This window comes from Bernardetia sp. Wsw4-3y2 (assembly GCF_037126295.1).
Taxonomy (GTDB): Bacteria; Bacteroidota; Bacteroidia; order Cytophagales; family Bernardetiaceae; genus Bernardetia.
The window spans coordinates 1-19,013 of the sequence record NZ_CP147018.1; the positions used below are offsets into that span (position 1 = coordinate 1).

The following is a 19,013-nucleotide window of genomic DNA, read 5'->3' on the forward strand; positions in this document are numbered from 1 at the left end:
TTAGACAAACGTTTTTGATAGGAATAAGTTTGATTTTATTATGTCTTAAAGATATTATAACTTAAAACCAATCACAAGTATATCATCTATTTGTTTTTCGTGTCCGTCAAATTGCCATTCTCTAAGTTCTTTTTTCAATTCTCTTTTTTGTTGTTTTGCAGGCAAGGTAGAAATATCTTTGAGGAAGTTTTGAAATCGTTTAGACATATATTTTGTTCCTTGTGGACCTCCAAATTGGTCTTGGAAACCATCAGAATACATATAAAAAATACTATCTTCTTTTATTTCAATAATGTGTTCTTTGAAAGGCTCTTGTTTTATATTGAATCCTCCAATGGGGTAACGATCACCTCTGATTCGAACTATTTGATTATCGTAGATATGTAAAAGTGGATTTTTTGCTCCTGCAAAAGTTAATGTTTTAGTGTTTTTGTCTATCGAACAAATAGACATATCCATTCCATCTCTATTTCTATTTCTGTTTTGATTGAGATAGCGACGTACACTTTCATTGAGAGTATCTAATATTTTGGCAGGCGATGTAATGCCTTGAATTTTGACAGTTTCATAGAGTAAATTATTTCCAATCACTGACATAAATGCTCCTGGAACTCCGTGTCCTGTACAATCTACAGCAGCAATTATTATCTTATTTTCTCTTTCTGTTACCCAATAAAAATCTCCAGAAACAATATCACGAGGTTTGTAGAAGACAAAACAATCTGAAAAATACTTACAAACATCTTCTTCAGAAGGCATCATTGCATCTTGAATACGCTTTGCATACGTAATACTTGCTGTAATATTATTATTTTTTTCTTGAATGTTAGTATAAGCTTCTTCTAATTTTTGTTGTTGTGTTTCTAGTTCATTATTTTTTTCTAAAATCTCATCTTTTTGTTTCACTACTTCAATAGTTCTTTTATTTACTATATTTTCCAATTCTGTTTTACTTCTTTTTAAGGAAGCTGTATAAAAACGAACTGTCCAAAAACTCAGTCCAAAAATAAGGAAAACAACGCCTATTTTTACTCCCAATGTTTGCCACCAATGAGGATGAATCTGAAAAGCAAAACTAGAAATTTCTCCCCATTGTTCATCTTTTCCTACTCTTGAACGTACTTCAAAAATATATTTACCAGCAGATAGATTTGAATAATTAGCCTCTGTTTTTTGTGTTGGAGCAAGCCATTCTTTATCACTACCTACTAATTGCCATTGATATTCAATATCTTGAGGACTAGACAAATTTGCTGTATAAAAACTAAAATTGACTTTGTTTTGCTCTGCCTCTAATTCTAAATTTTGAGGTAAGTGATTCCACGCAGAAAGTGATTTATACTGTTTTATGTAGGTAGAGTCTTTCCAATTAGTTTGTTCTAAAAACAAATTGAGTTCAGTTATAAAAGTATGAGGAGCAATATATTTTTTTTCATCGCTAAAGTTACAACGACTAATTCCCTTTATATGTCCAAGCCAAATATTTCCTTTTAGGTCTTCATGAATAGCCTTTCCATTAGTTTCTTCAGCAAAAAGTCCATCTTCTTTTGTATATTTTTCTATGTTTATAATTTCTCCGTTTGGCTTCAAATAAAGTTTATTTAGTCCTCGCTGTGTTCCAATCCAAAACTCATTGAGTTTGTCTTTTACAGGCAAAATAGAATAAACTAAATTGGAAGAAAGCCCTTGAGCAGTCTGATAGATTTGAAATTTTTCGCCATCAAAACGATTTAAGCCACCTGTATAAGCCACTATCCAAACTACGTCTCTAGCATCTATATGAAGCTGTAAAAGAAGATTATCTCCTAGTCCTTCCTTTTTTGAATAACGTTTGAAATGTGTTTCTGAAGTTCCCTTTCCGTCCCATTTTATGAGTCCGTTGAAAGTGGCAAGCCAATAATTTCCTTTTGAATCTTTGGCAATATCCATAACTGAATTGGCATCTGTTATTTCTTTTGTAAAGCGATATTTCACTTTTTTAGTAACTAAATCATAACCTACCAAACCAGTTGTCTGCATACAAATCCAAAGAATATTATCAATCTTGACAAGATTTCTGATATAAGTCTCTTCATCTAAGCCAAAACGTCTATTTACATTTTGAACTGCAAATGTTTTTGTATATTTATTTTCTGTAATTTTTAAAATTCCTACTGCACTAGCAGCATACATAGTATCTTGGTAATTCCAAAATGCAGATATTCTACCGTATTTACTATTTGCTTCCAAGACTGTCGAAACTTTATCTATTTTGTCTTCTTCTATAAGTGTAATCCCAGAGCGATAACTTCCTACCCAAACTCTATTTTGTTTGTCACTCAGAACAGAAAAAATAACATTTCCTTCTAATCCTTCTTGAGGTGTGAAATTAGTAAATCTATCTTTGGGAAGCCGAATAAGTCCTTCTCCATGTGCAGCTACCCAAACTGTTCCGTAAAAGTCTTCAAATAAAACACCACTTTCTGCCAAAATTCCTTCTAAGCCATTGTCTTTACTATATGATTTGAGAAATTTTATTTTATTGAGATTATTTTTTTCAAAAACAAATACTTTATTTATTAAATGAGCAGAAATATATAGTTTATTATCAGTTGCTAGTAAAACTTGCCATTCAGAAACAGGTGAAAAACCATCAGGAATTAGATGTTTAGGAAACCTTACTTCTTGAGCATTTTTTGTTTTATTATTGTAGAAAAATAATTTGCTTTCTTCATTAGATTTGTCAGAAGACCAAATCCAATGATTATCCTGATAATCTTGATGAGCTATAATAAGTATTCTTGTATTTAAACTATCAGAAATAGATTTTGGGTATTCTTTTTTTTCAAATTCTTGCCCATTAAAAACAAAAATATCTTTTCCATAAGTAATATAAGTCTGAAATTTCTTACTATTTTTTAGAGAAATGAGGGATAAATCTGTTCGTTGAAACCCTATTTGATTATACTTTCTAAATGTTTTTTGGTTGTTGGGTTTCCAATAAAGTATATTTTTAATGTCTTCTCCTCCTCCAAAAGCTAATACCCAAACATTATTCCATTCATCTATCGCAACCCTTCCACCTACAGAGAGTTTGTCTTCTAATTCAGGATAGGAAGTAAAGGCTTTTCCATCATAATTTGAAATGCTTCTATTTTGAGAAAGAATCCATATACTAGAATCAGGAGCAGCAGCAATGGCACTAATCAAATTACTATTTAATCCATCTTTTTCATCAAAAACTCTGTATTTATCTTGTTCTAAAAGCCCAATTCCTCCTCCGTTTGTTCCTACCCAAATTCTACCTTTCAAATCTTCTACAACTGCCTGAGAAGTAGGTATTTCAGATTGAGGTAAACCATGTTTTATCCCATAATTTCTGAAAAAATACTGTTGTGCATATACAGAAGAGCAGCATAGCAATACACTATGTACTAGCACAACAAAAAGTAGAGAATGAAAATATTTCATAAAAGTTAAGGGGAGCTATAAATAATAAATTATAGCAAAACTAGATTTTATATAAATTGGATGTAAGAAAATAAATTTCCAATAAATGAGTTTCTCAAGATGTTTATAATAGAATGATTTATCTAGCATATTGTTTGAGATATAGTTAAACAAAATTAACCATTTTTAATCGCTTGCGAAATTTCATTCCATTATTTATATTTTCTATATTTTAAATCCAATAACTAGAACGTCATCTATCTGATGCTCATTTCCAGAGTCTTTCCATTCCTTAAACTCTGTGGCAATTGCTATGTTTTGTTTTTTGATAGGTAATGAGGAAATACTTTTGAGATACTCTTGAAAACGCCTAGACATGTATTTTCGCTTTTCCAAGCCTCCAAACTGGTCTTGAAAGCCATCTGAATAGATATAAAAAACACTATCTTCTCGTGGAATAATTGTATGTTCTTTAAAAGGTTTTTGTCCGTGCTTATCAAAACCACCAACTGGAAAACGGTCTCCTTTTATGATTTCAGCCTGATTATCATGAACATGAAGAAGGGGATTTTTTGCGCCTGCAAAAGTCAGGATATTCGTTTCTTTATCTATGACACAAATTGACATATCCATTCCATCACGATTGTTGGTTTTAGCTTGATTGAGATGGCGACGAACATTTTCATTGAGTGCATCCAAAATTTTGGCAGGAGAAAGAATACGTTTACTTTCAACAATTTCATACAAAAGATTACTTCCAATGACCGACATAAATGCCCCAGGAACGCCATGTCCTGTGCAATCTACAGCAGCAATAACAATCTTATTTTCTACTTCTGCGAGCCAATAAAAATCTCCAGAAACAATATCACGAGGTTGATAAAAGACAAAAGAGTCTTCTAAAATTGTTTTTACTCGCTCATCGGATGGTAGCATAGCATCTTGAATTCGCTTTGCATAATTGATACTTGCTGTAATATTTTTGTTTTTTTCTTGAATATTGTCATACGCATCAGCTAGTTTGAGCTGTTGTGCTTCTAACTCTTGATTTTTATCTAAAATCTCATTGTTTCTGTTGACTACTTCTACCGTTCTTTCTTCTACTAAACGAGAAAGACGTTTTCTGCTTGCTTCCAAACTGCTTGTACGCCAATTTATTAAGCCAAATACAATTCCTACTACCAGCAATAAGCCTAAAATTCGTGCTGTCCAAGTTTGATACCAGTAGGGTTCTATTTTAAATTCAAAAGTAGCTTCTTCTCCCCATTCTCCGTCCTCTCCAAGTCTAGAACGAACATGAAAAATATATTTTTTGGCAGGAAGATTCGAATAAGTAGCTTCTGTTTTATCAGTTGGAATGAGCCAATCTTTATTCAGTCCTTCTAACCACCATTGATATTGAATAGCTTTAGGATTAGAAAAATCAGTAGAATAAAAATCAAAATTGAGTGTGTTTTGTTCTGCGCTCAATGTTAAGTTTTGAGGTAGATTATTCCATGCTGAGATTGAATCAAAATAGTCTATGTAAGCAGAGTCACTCCAAGAAGTTTGATTTAAAGATAAATTGACTTCACTAATAAATGTTTTTGGAAGAACTACTTTTTTGTCTTGTGAAAAATCACATTTTGTAACTCCGTTGAGATGTCCAACCCAAATATTTCCTTTACTGTCTTCAAAAATGGCTTTCGAATTGGATTCATCTCCAAAAAAGCCTTCTTCTTTTCCATACTTTTCTACTCGCATTAGCTTTCCATCACTTCTGAAATAGGCTTTATTTAGTCCTAATTGTGTTCCTATCCAAAACTGATCTAATTTGTTTTTTATAGGAAGAATGGAATAAATAATATCTGATGAAAGTCCTTGAGGAGTTTGATAGATTTGAAATGTTTTTCCATCAAAGCGATTTAGTCCACCTGAATAAGCAATAATCCAAATAATATCTTTTTTATCGATGTAGAGTTGTAGAAGTAAATTATCTCCTAATCCATCTTGTGTTGTAAAACGTTGAAAGTTTGATTTTTGTGTCCCTTTTCCATCCCATTTTACTAATCCTGCAAAGGTAGCAAACCAATAATTTCCTTTTGAATCTTGCTTAGTATCCATTACACTAGTTCCTCCTAGCTCATTTTGACCAAATGTATATTTTAGACTGTCGTCTTTCAAATCATATCCGACCACTCCAGAACCTTGCGTTCCGACCCAAATAATACTGTCTATTTCCACAATACTTCTAGCAAAAGTACCTGCTGGAAAGCCAAATTTCTGATTAATAAGATTAGCTATAAACGTATTTTTTTTAGTATCTTCTTTAATTTCCAAAACACCTGCACCAGTAGCAGCATAAGTAGTAGAATCCATTTGTAAAAAACCAGACATTCTAGCAAAACCACTCAAAACAGGAATAATGGTTTTTAAATTGTTATTTTCATATAGTGTAACTCCTCCTGCCGAACTTCCCAACCAAATTCTATTTTTAGTATCTTCATGCACTGAAAAAATAATTTCTCCTTGTAATCCATCTTTTGCTGTATAGTTGGTAAATTTTTCTCTAGGCAATTGTACAATTCCTTTTCCACGAGTACCAACCCAAACAACTCCATATTTGTCTTCGAAAATAGTACCACTACCACCCATAATTCCTGTAAAACCATTGACTGCCCCATAGCTATTGAGAAAATTATGATTTTTATCAAAAACAAAAATTGTATTAATAGGGTGTGCCACTACATAAACCTTATCATCAGAAGCCACAAAAACTTGCCACGCTATATTGGGAGCTAGACCTGCTTGGATTCTGTTTTGAGGAAATTTTATTTTATCATATTCTCTTTTTTTTGTATCAAAAAATAATAAATCATTTAGTCCAGTTGTAATATCAGTTGTCCAAATCCAATGATTTTTATTATGGTCTTTGTGTGTTAAAAATAAATTTTTATTTCGAAAAAGTGAATCACTAGCTACTGTTTTGGGATATATTACTTCTTCAAATTTTTTTCCATTAAAGACATAACATTTTCCTTGATGTGTCAAGTAGGTTTCAAAATCAAATGTATGAGTTAGAAATAAAGTAGGTGCTGGGAGGTTTCCCAAATTAGGTTGTCTGTATTCTCTAAATGTTTTTTCATCTTTTGGTTTCCAATAAAGAGTATTATTTATTCCTACACCTCCTCCATTAGCCATTACCCATACATTTTGCCATTTATCTATAGATAAAGTTCCACCTAAAGACATTGTCCCATTTAGTTCTGGAAAGGATGTAAAATTTATGCCATCATATTTTGAGATATTTTTATTTTGAGACAGAATCCAGATATTTCCTTTAGTATCTTCTACTATACTACTAATTAAGTTGCTATTTAAACCATCTTTTATTCCAAAAACTCTATACTTGTTTTGTTCTAAGAGTGCAAGCCCTCCTCCATTTGTGCCTATCCAAATTCTATCTCTTGAATCTGTTATTCCTGCTTGAGGAGTTGGAAGTTCGGATTGTGGAAGACCGTGTTCTAAGCCATAAGTCCTAAATAAATATTGTTGAGCGAACAAATTAGAAGAGAGCCAAAAGCAACAACTAATTAGAAGAAGAAATATATACAAATTTTTCATAGAATCATTTTTTAGCATCAAGACTGTTTTCCTATATTTTATGATGTTGCTTTTCTTTAGGATTATTTTTAAGAATATAAATGAAGTCATAAGCAAATTACTATTTTCAAGGCAGATATACAATATAAATGATTAGGATTTGCTTTTTTTTAAGATTGACAGATTTTTCTTGATATATCTCCAAATTTATCTTAAAAAAACAATCAGTAATTTTACATTTGTTGCTGCAATAAAACAATTTCTTACGTCTCGCAAAAGTAAGTTTATAAATAGGAGATAAATTATACCAAAATGTCTCAATTTTTCTCTTTTACAGTATGATTAACCTTAATACATAAGCTAAAAGCTCATTTGGTTGCTTCTAATCCATTTTAGAAATTATTTTCAATTCAATTTTATGTCATCAAAATCAATCTTGAAAGAATTTTTTCTTTCATTGTGCCTTTCTTTTCAAACAGTAAAAAAAACGTCTTTTCTAATTCTTTTACTAGTAGCTTGCTTTTTTAGTATTCCTGTTTTTTCTCAAACTCCAACTACCAATTCTACCACAAAAAAGCATACAATTAGTGGTTTTGTTAGAGAAGTTGAAAGCTCTGAAACACTTATCGGAGTAAGTATTTATAACCCAAAAACAAAACAAGGAACAGTTACAAATAGCTATGGTTTTTATTCACTTACATTACAAGAAGATACTGTTTCTTTGATTTATTCCTACATTGGTTATGAAGCACAAGCGCATCAAATTATTTTAGATAAAGATATTAATCTTGATATTTCTTTAGATTTTGACGAAGCTCTTGAAGCTGTTGTTATTGTTGCTGATAAAGATTCTGAACCAATTAGCGAGCAAGTACAGATGAGCCAAGTTAGTATTCCTGTCGAACAAATCAAAGATATTCCTGCACTTTTAGGAGAAAAAGATGTCATCAAAGCTCTCCAACTTTTACCTGGAGTTCAAGGTGGTACAGAAGGAAGTTCAGGACTTTATGTGCGAGGAGGAAATAATGACCAAAATTTAATTCTTTTAGATGAAGCTCCTGTTTATAACGCTTCACATTTATTTGGATTCTTTTCTGTTTTTAATGGGGACGCAATTAAGCAAGTCGAACTTACAAAAGGTGGTTTTCCTGCTCGTTATGGTGGACGTTTGTCGTCTGTTTTGGATATGCGTTTGAAGGAAGGAAACAAAAATAAAGTTTCTGGAGAAGGTGGAATTGGTCTTATTTCTTCAAGGTTACTTTTGGAAGTTCCTGTGGTAAAAGACAAATCTTCTTTTATTATTTCTGGAAGAAGAACTTATATTGATATTTTGACACGCCCACTTATGCCCAAAGACTTTACAGTAGGTTATTACTTTTATGATTTGAATGCTAAATTTAATTACGATTTTAGTAGAAAAGACAAGCTATTTGTTTCAGGCTATTTTGGTAGAGATAAATTCTATGCAAGAGATAATTATAGTTCCAATAATCAAAATGAGAGCTTTGAGTCAGGTATAAATTGGGGAAATGCAACGACAACAGTTCGTTGGAATCACTTATACAACAACAAATTATTTAGTAATATTTCTTTGATTTTCAGTGATTATAAGTTTCAAATATTTAGTGAAGACAATTACGACAATGAGAATTATTATTTAAAATATACTTCAAATATTCGTGATTATAGCCTAAAATACGATTGGACATATTATCCTTCTCCAAGTCATACAGTTCGTTTTGGAATGCAGAGTACACTTCATCGTTTTACACCTAGTGCATTTGTGATTAAAGAAGCTGATTTCGAATATGATCCTTCTAGAAATACGAAATATGATGTTATCGAATCGGCTATTTATGTAGAAGATGATTGGCAAATAACTGATAAGTTTAGAGTAAATGCTGGTTTAAGATTGAGTAATTTGTTAGATGTCAGTACCAAAAATAAAGACGAAGAAAACAAAAGTTATTATGGAATTGAACCACGAATAGCAGCAGCTTATCGACTTACATCTACACTTGCCTTAAAAGGTTCTTATGCACTAATGAATCAGTATATTCATCAACTTTCAAATACAGGAATCGGACTTCCGACTGATTTGTGGGTGCCTTCAACAGCAAGAGTACAACCTCAACAATCTCAACAAGTTGCAGCAGGAATAGCCAAAGATTTTAAAGAAACAGGGCTTACTTTTTCAGTAGAATCGTATTATAAAATTTCCAAAGATGTAATTGGATACAAAGAGGGTGCAAATTTTCTCCTTATAGACGATCCTTATAGTTCTGAATCTTTTGATTGGCAAGATGCTATCACTCGTGGAAAAGGTCGTGCGTATGGATTAGAAATATTGTTACAAAAAAAGAAAGGCAAATTTACAGGTTGGGTAGGATATACACTTGCCAAAACAGAACAGCAATTTGATGATTTGAATAATTCTAAGTGGTTTTCTCCTCGTTTTGATATTCGTCATGATTTTTCTATTACAGGAAGTTATAAAATCAATGATAAAATTAATCTTTCTGCTAACTGGGTTTTTCGTACTGGTGCGCCTGTTACGATGCCTAAAAATTCGTTTAATCCTTTTACTCACTCTCCTAATGTTGAAGGTGTAAATAATTATAATTTTATTAGTTCAGTAGCTAATTATGGAGAAAAGAATAGTTTCAGAATGCAAAATTATAATCGTTTGGATATAGCTGCACAATTCAAAAAAGAAAAAAAATGGGGTGTCAGAACGTGGGAAGTCGGTGTTTATAATGCGTATAGTCGTATGAATCCATTTTTCTATATACTCAATAGTCAAAATGAGGCTGGAGAAAATGTAGAAACTGTGCAAAAAGTTGCTCTCTTTCCTATTATTCCTTCTATTACTTATAATTTTAAATTCTAAAAATCTTAATTCTAAATTTATTGTGAAAAATATCATAAAATCAATTTTATTTATCTTAATCAGCCTTTTTTTACTTCCAAGTTGTGGTGATTTTTTGGAAGATGTCGATGTGAAAGGTGATAATGAAATTGCCGTCGTAGGATTTATTTCTCCAGATGATTCGCTTGTTCAGGTTGCCCTTTATAGAGCTATTGGAATTGGACAAGAAAGAGATGAAGAGGAAGGAGAAGACTATATTCAAAATGCCGTAGTTCGTATTTCAGATGGGCAAAATAGCTATGTAATGAATTATGGGAAAAATCCTTATAGCTTTGAGGATTTGGGAAATGGTTATTTTAACTATTCTTTTGAGAAACCTCAATTTACTTATCAAATCGAAAATTCTATATTGAATGTAAGTGAAGGAAAAACATACACTTTAGAAATAGAAACTGATAAAGGCGAAAAATTGAGTGCAAAGTGTACTGTTCCTATTGGAAAAGTAACTCCTATTGTGAATCTAACAAAATTCAATGAGCAAGAATATAATTATGAAGCTCAATGGGAAGATAATTTCAGTACAACAAATTATTACAGACTGGAAGCCTATCAACCTTCTGGTGGAACTGGACAAACTAGAACTTTGTATTTTGAGAACAATTATTTTAAAAGCCAAGAAGGACGCAACACTATAACCTATAAACCAGAAGATAAAATTTATTTTTATGACTATCCTTATGTTACAACTTACTTGATGAAAACAGATGAAAATTATTATCGTTATCACAAATCAGTAGAAGATGCTTATAATAATGAAGGAAACCCATTTGGTGAACCAATTATTATTCATTCAAATATCAAAAATGGAATTGGTTGTTTTGGAGCTTATATTACTGCTAAAGTAATTACAAGAAACTAATAATTTCTTTTTTCATCTTATAAAAACCGTTTAAAAATCTTTGAATGAAGAGTTTTGAACGGTTTTTTTATGATTTACTCAATAGAAACAATTCTAAAATGTAAAATAAACTTTACAAAAAGACAACTAAAATTTACTTTTTGACGTTATAACTTTACAATTCAGATTTTAATTATTTCTAAACTCAAACTACCTTAATTATGAACATCACTCAAATTTGTGAAAACGAACAAAAATCAGCGAACAATTTTAAACTTTTGCCTCATTCTTTCAAAAATATTGGCTTTGCTGGTCTTATTCTTTCTGTTTTAGCCGTATTGTTTTTTCGTTTTGTAATGATTGATGCTACTACTTTACTTTCTGTTTCATCAAAATTAGTTCTTGTCTCTATGTTACTAATTTCTATTTCTAAAGAAAAAATAGAAGATGAAATGATAAGTGAATTGAGAGTAAAATCGTATTCTTTTGCTTTTGTGATGGGCGTGGGTTATGCTTTAGCTATGCCTCTAGTAGATTTTTTAGTGGATTCTGTTATTCAAATGAAACAAAGTGATTATACAGATATGAGTTCTGGAATCGTGCTTTGGTTTATGTTATTTGTTCAAATAGCTTACTTTCAATTGCTCAAAAAACTTCAATCTTAAATCACTTATTCTAAATTTCTAAGAAAATGGAATTACAAATAGATGCAGCCATGAAAAACACACTAAAAGTAGAACGGGCAATTTTGAATATTACACAGGAAGAACTCGCTCAAAAAATAGGAGTTTCTAGACAAACAATAAGTTCGATAGAAAAAAATAAATATGTTCCTTCTACTGTTTTAGCTTTAAAATTGTCTCAATTATTCGAAAAATCAGTCAATGAAATCTTTGTATTAGATGAAGATGATTAAACTAAAAAAATCCGTCAAAAACAAACTTTCAAAACTTTCAATTTTATTTGAAAGTTTGTTTTTTTTGTGTATATTTGTTTCAATTAGATTATAAAATCAGCAAATAATTGAATCAACTTTTATGAAAACTAAAAATATATTTTGGCTACTAGCAGGAATTCTGAATTTATTTACAGCATTACTTCACACATTTGGAGGGCAAGTAGGATTAATAAATCCTTTACTCTCAAGTAATTTGGATAATCAAGTTCAGACTGAATTTCTTGGTGTTTGGCATATGATAACTTTGTTTTTATTTTTTACTTCTGCTGTTTTTATAAAGAATTATTTTGCACCCAAAGAAGAATGTAGAGCAATAATTCAGTTTATTAGTTATGTCTATTTTTTGTTTTCTATTTCTTTTATTGCAGTAAGTTTTATGAATCAACTACTTGCTCCTCAATGGACTTTATTATTACCTATCGGGATTTTGGGATTAATTGGAGTCAAAAAATATAAGTTAGCTCACTAAAAATCAATTTAAAAAAAATGGGAAACGAATCATTATATAAAAAAATAGTTTTGGCAGGAGGGACTGGTTTTGTAGGTAAATATTTACAAAAGAAGTTTTCAGAATTAGGCTATGAAGTGATAATTATTGCAAGAAATACATCTGTAAATTGGAAAAATCCAGATGAAATAACAGAAGCATTAGAACATGCTGAAATGCTAGTAAATCTAGCAGGAAAATCTGTCGATTGTCGCTACAATGAAAAAAATAAAAATGAGATTCTGCTTTCAAGAACAGAAACGACCAAAATTTTAGGAGAAGCTATCAAGAATTGTAAATTTCCACCTAAAATATGGTTTAATTCTAGCACAGCTACTATTTACAGGCACGCAGAAGATAGAGCCATGACAGAAAAAGAAGGAGAAATAGGAACAGGTTTTTCGGTCGGAATTGCAACAGCTTGGGAAAAAGAATTTTTTTCTTTTGGATTAGAAAGAACAAGAAAAATTGCGCTCCGAATGGCAATTATCTTGGGTAAAGATGGAGGTGTAATTCCTGCTTATAAAAATATAGTCCGTTTTGGTTTGGGAGGAAAACAAGGAAATGGAAATCAGATGTTTAGTTGGCTACATATTCACGATTTATATAGAATAATTTTATTTTTACAAGAAAATGAAAATTTAGAAGGTGTTTTTAATTGCTCTTCTCCGAATCCTGTAAAAAATACAGAGTTAATGAGAATTGTTAGAGAAAAAATGAAAATACCTTTCGGAATGCCGACACCAAAACTTTTGTTAGAAATTGGAGCTTTTTTCATTCGAACAGAAACCGAATTACTTTTGAAAAGCCGTTGGGTAATTCCTCAAAGATTACAAGATGAAGGTTTTAAGTTTGATTATCCAAATTTAGGAAAGGCTATTGAGCAAACTGTTTGATGATTTGTACCATTATTTTTTTAATAAAAAGAACATAAATAAAATGTTTTCAGTATAATGAATGACTAATTATGACTTACAATAAAATCAACTTTCATTATGCTTACTTCAGAAATAAAAAACTATATAGACAAAAGTGTTCTTTGTTGGCTTGCAACGGCTGATAAAGATAACATGCCTAATGTTTCTCCCAAAGAGATATTTACTTTCTATAAAGACAATTATATCATCATTGCAAATATTGCCTCTCCTCAGAGTGTCGTTAATATTGTGCAAAATCCAAATGTATGTGTTAGTTTTATTGATGTTTTCGTTCAGAAAGGATTTCAAATAAAAGGAAAGGCAAGTATTATCAAAAAATCAGATGTAGAATTTGAAGAATTAGAAAGACCTTTAATTGAAATGACAAAAGGAAAGTATCCTTTTTCTACAGTTATAAAAATCAAACTAGAGAAGATAAAGAAAATAATTGCTCCTAGTTATATAGTTTTTCCTGAAACTACCGAAAAAGAACAGATAGAAAATGCAAAGAAACTCTACAATTCAAAATAAAAGTATGCAAAAACTCAAAAAAATATTCCTCTGGTTAGTCGGAATCTTGGCTAGTTTGTATCTACTGCTTTGCATTTCAGTTTATTTTTTTCAAGAAAAGCTATTGTTTTTCCCTAGCAAATTAGAAAAAAACTATGTCTTTGATTTTAAAAATAAACATGGAAGTTGTTTAAGAATTAGTTTTTCTTTTGTGTCTATCTCTGATAAATATCAAAGTAAAAGCTAAATAATGTAGGCTTTGCCAAGTATGAATTTTAGTTTCATATCGTATCAATATTGCCTTAAAAGCATCTAACCAAGCATTAGTTCTTTCTATTGCAAAACGTAAATCATACATTTTTTCATCTTTAAATGGTTGATTATCAATATCTTTTCGGTTTCTTTTATTAAAATCTATGTTATCCACAATGTCCATATGCGAGCAAAAAGAACGAAATGAATTTGTATCAAAAGCAGCATCTGCATTAAGAAAAATTCCTTCTTGTCTGATATTTGCCTTGTTCAAATCTACTATCATAGTTTGCATATTTTTTTCAAGTTCAAAAGCATCGTGATGATTTCCACCTTGAGGCACAGACATCGCTACTGGAATTCCATTTTTATCGGTCAGAAATAGCGAGTTTGTTGTCTTACATCTTTTTCTGCTTGAATAAGCTACTCCTTCTCCTCCTTGTTTAGCTGGCGAATGACTACCATCCAAATGACAAATAGAAAGGTCTATATCAGAACGATTCTTAGATAAATAATGTGTCCATAAATTCTTCCAGCTTTCCAACTTTGACCATTTATTATAGTGGTAATAGACTGTATTCCAGCTAATTGAGGTTCTGCCAAAAAATTGTTTGATAGGTAATTCTCTCCATTGAGTACCTGTTTTAAGACGATAAATAATAGCTTTAACAATGCGCCAAAGAGCTACTTTAGGCTTACGACCTTTTTTAAATTGAGTTAAATAGGGTAAAATATTTTCTGTTATAGTTTTTTTTGATAAGTTTACGTACATAGAGGTAAAGAGTTAGAAATTGCAAATGTGAAGATTTACAATGATAACTATTTCACCTCTTTTTTGAAAAAATAATTACCTATTCTTAAACAGCTTCATGAAGAGATAACAATTCCCACAAACGATAATATTCATCTTCATGGAGTTTTATTTCATTCCAAAAATGTGGAAAATTCTATATCTGAAACGAAAAAACTTGTTTTTTATCTTCATGGAAATGTAGGTGCTGTTAGTTCTTGGAAAAGTGTTGCTGATGTTTATACAGGCTTAGGCTATGATTTATTTATCTTAGATTATAGAGGATATGGAAAAAGTGAAGGCGAGATACACAGTCAAGAACAGTTTTTTAGTGATGTACAGACAGCTTACAACTTTGTCAGAAAAGAAAAAAAGTATGATGAAAAAAATATAGTTGTTGTTGGTTATTCTGTCGGAACGGCTTCGGCTGCCCTGCTTGCTAGTCAGAATAATCCAAAAGCTCTTATTCTACAAGCTCCTTATTTTAGTATAACTGATATGACACAACGAACTTATCCTTTTTTGCCGACTTTTTTATTAAAATATGAATTCAGAACGGCTGAGTTTCTCTCAAAAACGAATGTTCCTACCACTATTTTTCATGGCACAAACGACAGAGTAATTCCGTATGAGTCTTTAGAAATGATAAAAGAATATTTAGTTAAAAATAATAAATTAGATAATTTCAATTTTATTACTTTACAGAATCAAGGACATGGAGCAATTCATCGTAATCCTGTTTTTTTAAGAAAAATAAAGGAAATTTTATAAAAATATGAATTTATTAGACCTAAAACAATCTTGATTATTTATGCTTTATAGCTTATCAAATAAAGATTATCACGGTTATTTTGTATAACAGTCTTCTAGACTGTTGAATAGATAAAATGCTGCTTTTTGTGTTGAGATTTACAACTATAGTGTCCTCACCAACGATTTACCACCCATGTCTAGTACTGTACTGAAGCACATAACTGATGTTACGCAAAAGGCTGCTCTGTGGCACACAGAACACTAAACTGCGTAACATCAGTACATAAAATATATATTTTTAAATAAAAACATAATTCTGATACTATTTTGCCAAAACTCTTATTTTTTTATGTTCCTTGTAAAGATGAAAACGAAACTTTACATTTATCCAAACTACTTTTAGATAACAAATTAGTAGCCTGTACGAATTCAATGCCTATAAAAAGTTGTTATTTTTGGCAGGGAAATATGAAAAATGACAACGAACAAGTTTTGATTGCTAAAACATTGCCTGAAAAAATAAAACAGGTAAGTAATTTTTTAGAGCAACATCATTCTTATGACGTGGCATGTATTGCTTGTTGGGAAATGGAAGTAAATGAGAATTATTTTGAATGGGCAAAGAATCAACTTTAAAATTGATTTTTAAAATTATATATTTTTAGGGTATGTTTTTTTATAAAAACAAGTAAATTTGTAAAGATTATAAATTTGCAATTAAAAATAATCTCTTATTCAAGCATTCTGCTTGGAAACTCTTTTTGCATGCAAAATGCACACAAAAAGATAAAGCCTGAGATAAAATCTTGTGCTAGAATTCTTCTTTTTATCAAGCCATTCCCTAAGAAATGTATAAATTCTTTTCTAATAAATCATTATTTCTAAATTCTTTCCTCGTTTTATTCTTTCTTCTATTTATTCAGAACTTGGCTTTTGCACAAATTGGAGGAAAAACATCTTTAGAATTTATTAATCTTCCTACACATGCACGAGTAATTGGCTTGGGAGGAGCAAATATCACATCTCAAGATACTGGAGACCAGCAAGATATAAATATGCACATCGAAAATCCTGCACTTCTTACTGAGCAAACACATGACCGTTTATCATTAGCTTATTATGGATATTCAGCAGGAATTAGTAATGTAAATCTAGCTTATGGACATGATTTTAAAAAATTAGGACGTTTTTCAAATCTCGCTTTTTCATTTCAATATCTTGATTATGGAAACATTGAAAGCTATGATGCTTTGGGAAACTCTTTGGGAGAAATAAATGCTAGTGAATATAGTTTTGGAGTGAGTCATTCTCAAAAATTTGATGCCTTTCGGGTTGGTGGAACTTTGAAAATTGCAGGTTCGCAGCTTGCTGGATTCAATGCAACAGGCGTTTATGTGGATTTGGGAGGAACACTAACACACCCAGACAAAGATTTGCGTTTTGGATTAGTTATGAATAACTTAGGTTTTCTGATTAGTAATTATTCACCTACTTCAGAATACGAAATGCCTATGAATATTCTTTTGGGGGCTTCTTTAAAGCCTGAAAAAATGCCTGTTCGTTTCTCATTGACATTACAACAGCTTTTTAGAAAAAATATTGTTTATAATGACCCTGCAAGAAGTACAACTTTAGATGCAAATGGACAAGTAGTGGTAGAAGAAACGAGTGTTATTGATAAAACACTTCGAAGAGTTGTTTTGGGAGCAGAAGTTATTTTTAGTAAGAATTTTAATGTTCGTGCAGGATATAATTTTTTGCGTCGTCGTGAGTTAGTCGTAACAGCTAGACCTGCTTTTGTAGGTTTTTCATTTGGTGGAGTTTTGCGTGTTCGTTCATTTGAATTTGCATATTCCCGTTCTTTGGCACATATTGCAGGAGGAACAAATAACTTTACCCTTACATTGGATACGAAAAAGTTATTTCGAAAAAATTAGAATTTATTTGAAATTAAAATCATATTTTATTTACTCCTTTAGGAGTTTCATATTGGTAGAAAAAGAAAGTGTACAAAATGCATTTTACTCCGTAGGAGTTTAATATCGGTAGCGTTTGTATTTTTATCAATTCAAAAAAATAATATGTTAAAAGATATAATTAGTAAACTTCGCAAATACGAGGTTTTGATTCGCAAAGCAGTCAATACAAGTATGCAGGGTGAAAGTCATTCTGTTTTTAAAGGTTCAGGATTAGAATTTGATGATGTTCGTCAGTACAATTATGGCGACGATGTTCGTACTATCAATTGGAATATCTCGGCAAAAGGACATGGCGCATATATCAATACTTACAAAGAGGAAAAAGAACAAAACGTTTTTTTTGTGCTTGATGTTAGTGCTTCTCAGCGTGTAGGAGCGCAAGGACTGCAAAAACTGGATATTGGAAAAGAAATTTGTGGCGTTTTAACCATTTCTGCTTTGCGTGAACAAAGTTCGGTAGGACTTCTTTGTTTTAGTGATAAAAGAGAACGTTATGTACGTCCAGATAAAGGAAACCGACAAGCAGCCCAGATTTTGAAGGTGATTTTTGATTTGAATCCTACTTCTGACCAAACCAACCTCACTAAAGCCATTACGATGGCAATGAATATCATTAAACGAAAAAGTGTAATGATTTTGGTTTCAGATTTTATTGATGAAAATTATGAAGCTGCACTAAAAGGAGTTGCCAAACAGCACGATTTGATTTGTATTCATTTGGGCGACCCAAGAGAACAAGATTTGCCACAACTCGGTATCGTTCAAATTTATGATAAAGAATCTGGAAAATCAGTTTGGGTAAATACTTCATCAAAAGAATATCGTCAGCATTTTGAGAAACAGTTTACACAAAAAAGAGAAGAGTTAGAAAACCTTTGTAAACGCTATGGAGCAGATTATTTGTATTTGAGTACACACGATGATTATGTTCCTAAGTTGATAAAGCTTTTCAAACTGAGAAAGACGAGAAGAAAATAAATTAATTAGAGTCTATTAAATCAGTTTTTTTATCACTATAAATTTTTTTTTGAATAAAAAAAGCAAGGTAAATTTCTGAAAATCAATAAATTATTAAGTTATATTAAAAAAAGATGAAATTTTTTGTAAAGTTTATTTGCAGAATTAAAAAAGTAGTCTTACCTTTGCATTGCATTAAGGGAAACAAAGCAACAAAATAATCAAAAAAAGATAAAAGTTGTTGCAAAAGAGTTTTAAAAAATAATATTTAACAATAAAATAAATTCTAATTTTATTTGTAAATTAAAAAATAAAAAACTACCTTTGTGTTATCAAAAACAAAAGCCTTCTTAGCTCAGCTGGTAGAGCAATTGATTTGTAATCAATAGGTCAACGGTTCGATCCCGTTAGAAGGCTCAATATAGTATTTCAAATGAAAGTTAGAAATATTGAAGTGCTAAAAAAGTGTAAGAGTGATAAATTGCACAAAATATTAAATCCCAATTCAGACTAAATTTATTTAGATTGAATTGGGATTTTTTTTGCCTTTTAACATTTTAGCTAAACTATTCTAGTTCTTATATTTTGTACCTTTATCGCTCAACAGAAACAATCCAAATAAGCTATTAAAG

General features: G+C 30.9%; 14 protein-coding genes and 1 tRNA gene. 12 read left to right on the forward strand and 3 right to left on the reverse strand.

From position 1 onward, the window contains the following. Positions 1-54: 54 nt before the first annotated feature. Positions 55-3,450, reverse strand: a complete 3,396-nt coding sequence (locus tag V9L05_RS21460) for a SpoIIE family protein phosphatase (RefSeq protein WP_338815619.1) — start codon at positions 3,448-3,450, stop codon at positions 55-57. A gap of 204 nt (positions 3,451-3,654) precedes the next feature. Further along, positions 3,655-7,032: a SpoIIE family protein phosphatase gene (locus V9L05_RS21465; protein WP_338815620.1), complete on the reverse strand. Its 3,378-nt coding sequence runs from the start codon at positions 7,030-7,032 to the stop codon at positions 3,655-3,657. Between the two features lie 397 nt (positions 7,033-7,429). Here V9L05_RS21465 and V9L05_RS21470 point away from each other — a divergent pair, with 397 nt between their 5' ends. The 7 genes from V9L05_RS21470 to V9L05_RS21500 all read left to right on the forward strand — a co-directional run bounded on the left by V9L05_RS21470 (position 7,430) and on the right by V9L05_RS21500 (position 13,671). Continuing rightward, complete coding sequence (locus V9L05_RS21470; protein ID WP_338815621.1) at positions 7,430-9,901, forward strand: TonB-dependent receptor; 2,472 nt, start codon at positions 7,430-7,432, stop codon at positions 9,899-9,901. A gap of 22 nt (positions 9,902-9,923) precedes the next feature. After that, positions 9,924-10,799, forward strand: coding sequence for a DUF4249 domain-containing protein (locus V9L05_RS21475; protein ID WP_338815622.1), 876 nt, complete (start codon positions 9,924-9,926; stop codon positions 10,797-10,799). Positions 10,800-10,999: 200 nt separating this feature from the next. Further along, positions 11,000-11,443 (forward strand): hypothetical protein, encoded by a 444-nt coding sequence (locus V9L05_RS21480; protein WP_338815623.1) that lies wholly within the window; start codon positions 11,000-11,002, stop codon positions 11,441-11,443. A 50-nt stretch (positions 11,444-11,493) separates the two neighbouring features. Further along, positions 11,494-11,694 (forward strand): helix-turn-helix transcriptional regulator, encoded by a 201-nt coding sequence (locus V9L05_RS21485; RefSeq protein ID WP_338794208.1) that lies wholly within the window; start codon positions 11,494-11,496, stop codon positions 11,692-11,694. 121 nt (positions 11,695-11,815) lie between these two features. Beyond that, the gene (locus tag V9L05_RS21490) at positions 11,816-12,205 is read left to right on the forward strand and encodes a hypothetical protein (protein ID WP_338815624.1); all 390 of its coding nucleotides are present in this window, start codon (positions 11,816-11,818) and stop codon (positions 12,203-12,205) included. Between the two features lie 17 nt (positions 12,206-12,222). Further along, entirely contained in the window at positions 12,223-13,119 is an 897-nt protein-coding gene (locus V9L05_RS21495) for a TIGR01777 family oxidoreductase (RefSeq protein WP_338815625.1), read from the forward strand. Positions 13,120-13,218: 99 nt separating this feature from the next. After that, positions 13,219-13,671, forward strand: a complete 453-nt coding sequence (locus tag V9L05_RS21500; RefSeq protein ID WP_338790713.1) for a pyridoxamine 5'-phosphate oxidase family protein — start codon at positions 13,219-13,221, stop codon at positions 13,669-13,671. A gap of 169 nt (positions 13,672-13,840) precedes the next feature. On the opposite strand, the gene V9L05_RS21505 is transcribed toward V9L05_RS21500, so the two are convergent. Continuing rightward, a complete protein-coding gene (locus V9L05_RS21505) occupies positions 13,841-14,674 on the reverse strand; it encodes an IS5 family transposase (protein WP_338812035.1) in 834 nt (277 codons plus the stop codon). Positions 14,675-14,839: 165 nt separating this feature from the next. Here V9L05_RS21505 and V9L05_RS21510 point away from each other — a divergent pair, with 165 nt between their 5' ends. From V9L05_RS21510 to V9L05_RS21530, 5 genes are all read left to right on the forward strand, one after another. Then, entirely contained in the window at positions 14,840-15,463 is a 624-nt protein-coding gene (locus V9L05_RS21510; protein ID WP_338815626.1) for an alpha/beta fold hydrolase, read from the forward strand. 309 nt (positions 15,464-15,772) lie between these two features. Further along, positions 15,773-16,081 (forward strand): divalent-cation tolerance protein CutA, encoded by a 309-nt coding sequence (gene cutA / locus V9L05_RS21515; protein WP_338815627.1) that lies wholly within the window; start codon positions 15,773-15,775, stop codon positions 16,079-16,081. Between the two features lie 212 nt (positions 16,082-16,293). Next, a complete protein-coding gene (gene porQ, locus V9L05_RS21520) occupies positions 16,294-17,382 on the forward strand; it encodes a type IX secretion system protein PorQ (protein ID WP_338790716.1) in 1,089 nt (362 codons plus the stop codon). 144 nt (positions 17,383-17,526) lie between these two features. After that, complete coding sequence (locus tag V9L05_RS21525) at positions 17,527-18,402, forward strand: DUF58 domain-containing protein (RefSeq protein WP_338790717.1); 876 nt, start codon at positions 17,527-17,529, stop codon at positions 18,400-18,402. A gap of 323 nt (positions 18,403-18,725) precedes the next feature. Next, positions 18,726-18,798, forward strand: a tRNA-Thr gene (locus V9L05_RS21530). Positions 18,799-19,013: the final 215 nt, after the last annotated feature.

Bases quoted from the DNA above. Each gene is read 5' to 3' on its own strand.
- V9L05_RS21460 (WP_338815619.1), bottom strand. From the start codon at position 3,450: ATGAAATATTTTCATTCTCTACTTTTTGTTGTGCTAGTACATAGTGTA.
- V9L05_RS21465 (WP_338815620.1), bottom strand. From the start codon at position 7,032: ATGAAAAATTTGTATATATTTCTTCTTCTAATTAGTTGTTGCTTTTGG.
- V9L05_RS21470 (WP_338815621.1), top strand. From the start codon at position 7,430: ATGTCATCAAAATCAATCTTGAAAGAATTTTTTCTTTCATTGTGCCTT.
- V9L05_RS21480 (WP_338815623.1), top strand. From the start codon at position 11,000: ATGAACATCACTCAAATTTGTGAAAACGAACAAAAATCAGCGAACAAT.
- V9L05_RS21485 (WP_338794208.1), top strand. From the start codon at position 11,494: ATGAAAAACACACTAAAAGTAGAACGGGCAATTTTGAATATTACACAG.
- V9L05_RS21490 (WP_338815624.1), top strand. From the start codon at position 11,816: ATGAAAACTAAAAATATATTTTGGCTACTAGCAGGAATTCTGAATTTA.
- V9L05_RS21495 (WP_338815625.1), top strand. From the start codon at position 12,223: ATGGGAAACGAATCATTATATAAAAAAATAGTTTTGGCAGGAGGGACT.
- V9L05_RS21500 (WP_338790713.1), top strand. From the start codon at position 13,219: ATGCTTACTTCAGAAATAAAAAACTATATAGACAAAAGTGTTCTTTGT.
- V9L05_RS21505 (WP_338812035.1), bottom strand. From the start codon at position 14,674: ATGTACGTAAACTTATCAAAAAAAACTATAACAGAAAATATTTTACCC.
- porQ (WP_338790716.1), top strand. From the start codon at position 16,294: ATGTATAAATTCTTTTCTAATAAATCATTATTTCTAAATTCTTTCCTC.
- V9L05_RS21525 (WP_338790717.1), top strand. From the start codon at position 17,527: ATGTTAAAAGATATAATTAGTAAACTTCGCAAATACGAGGTTTTGATT.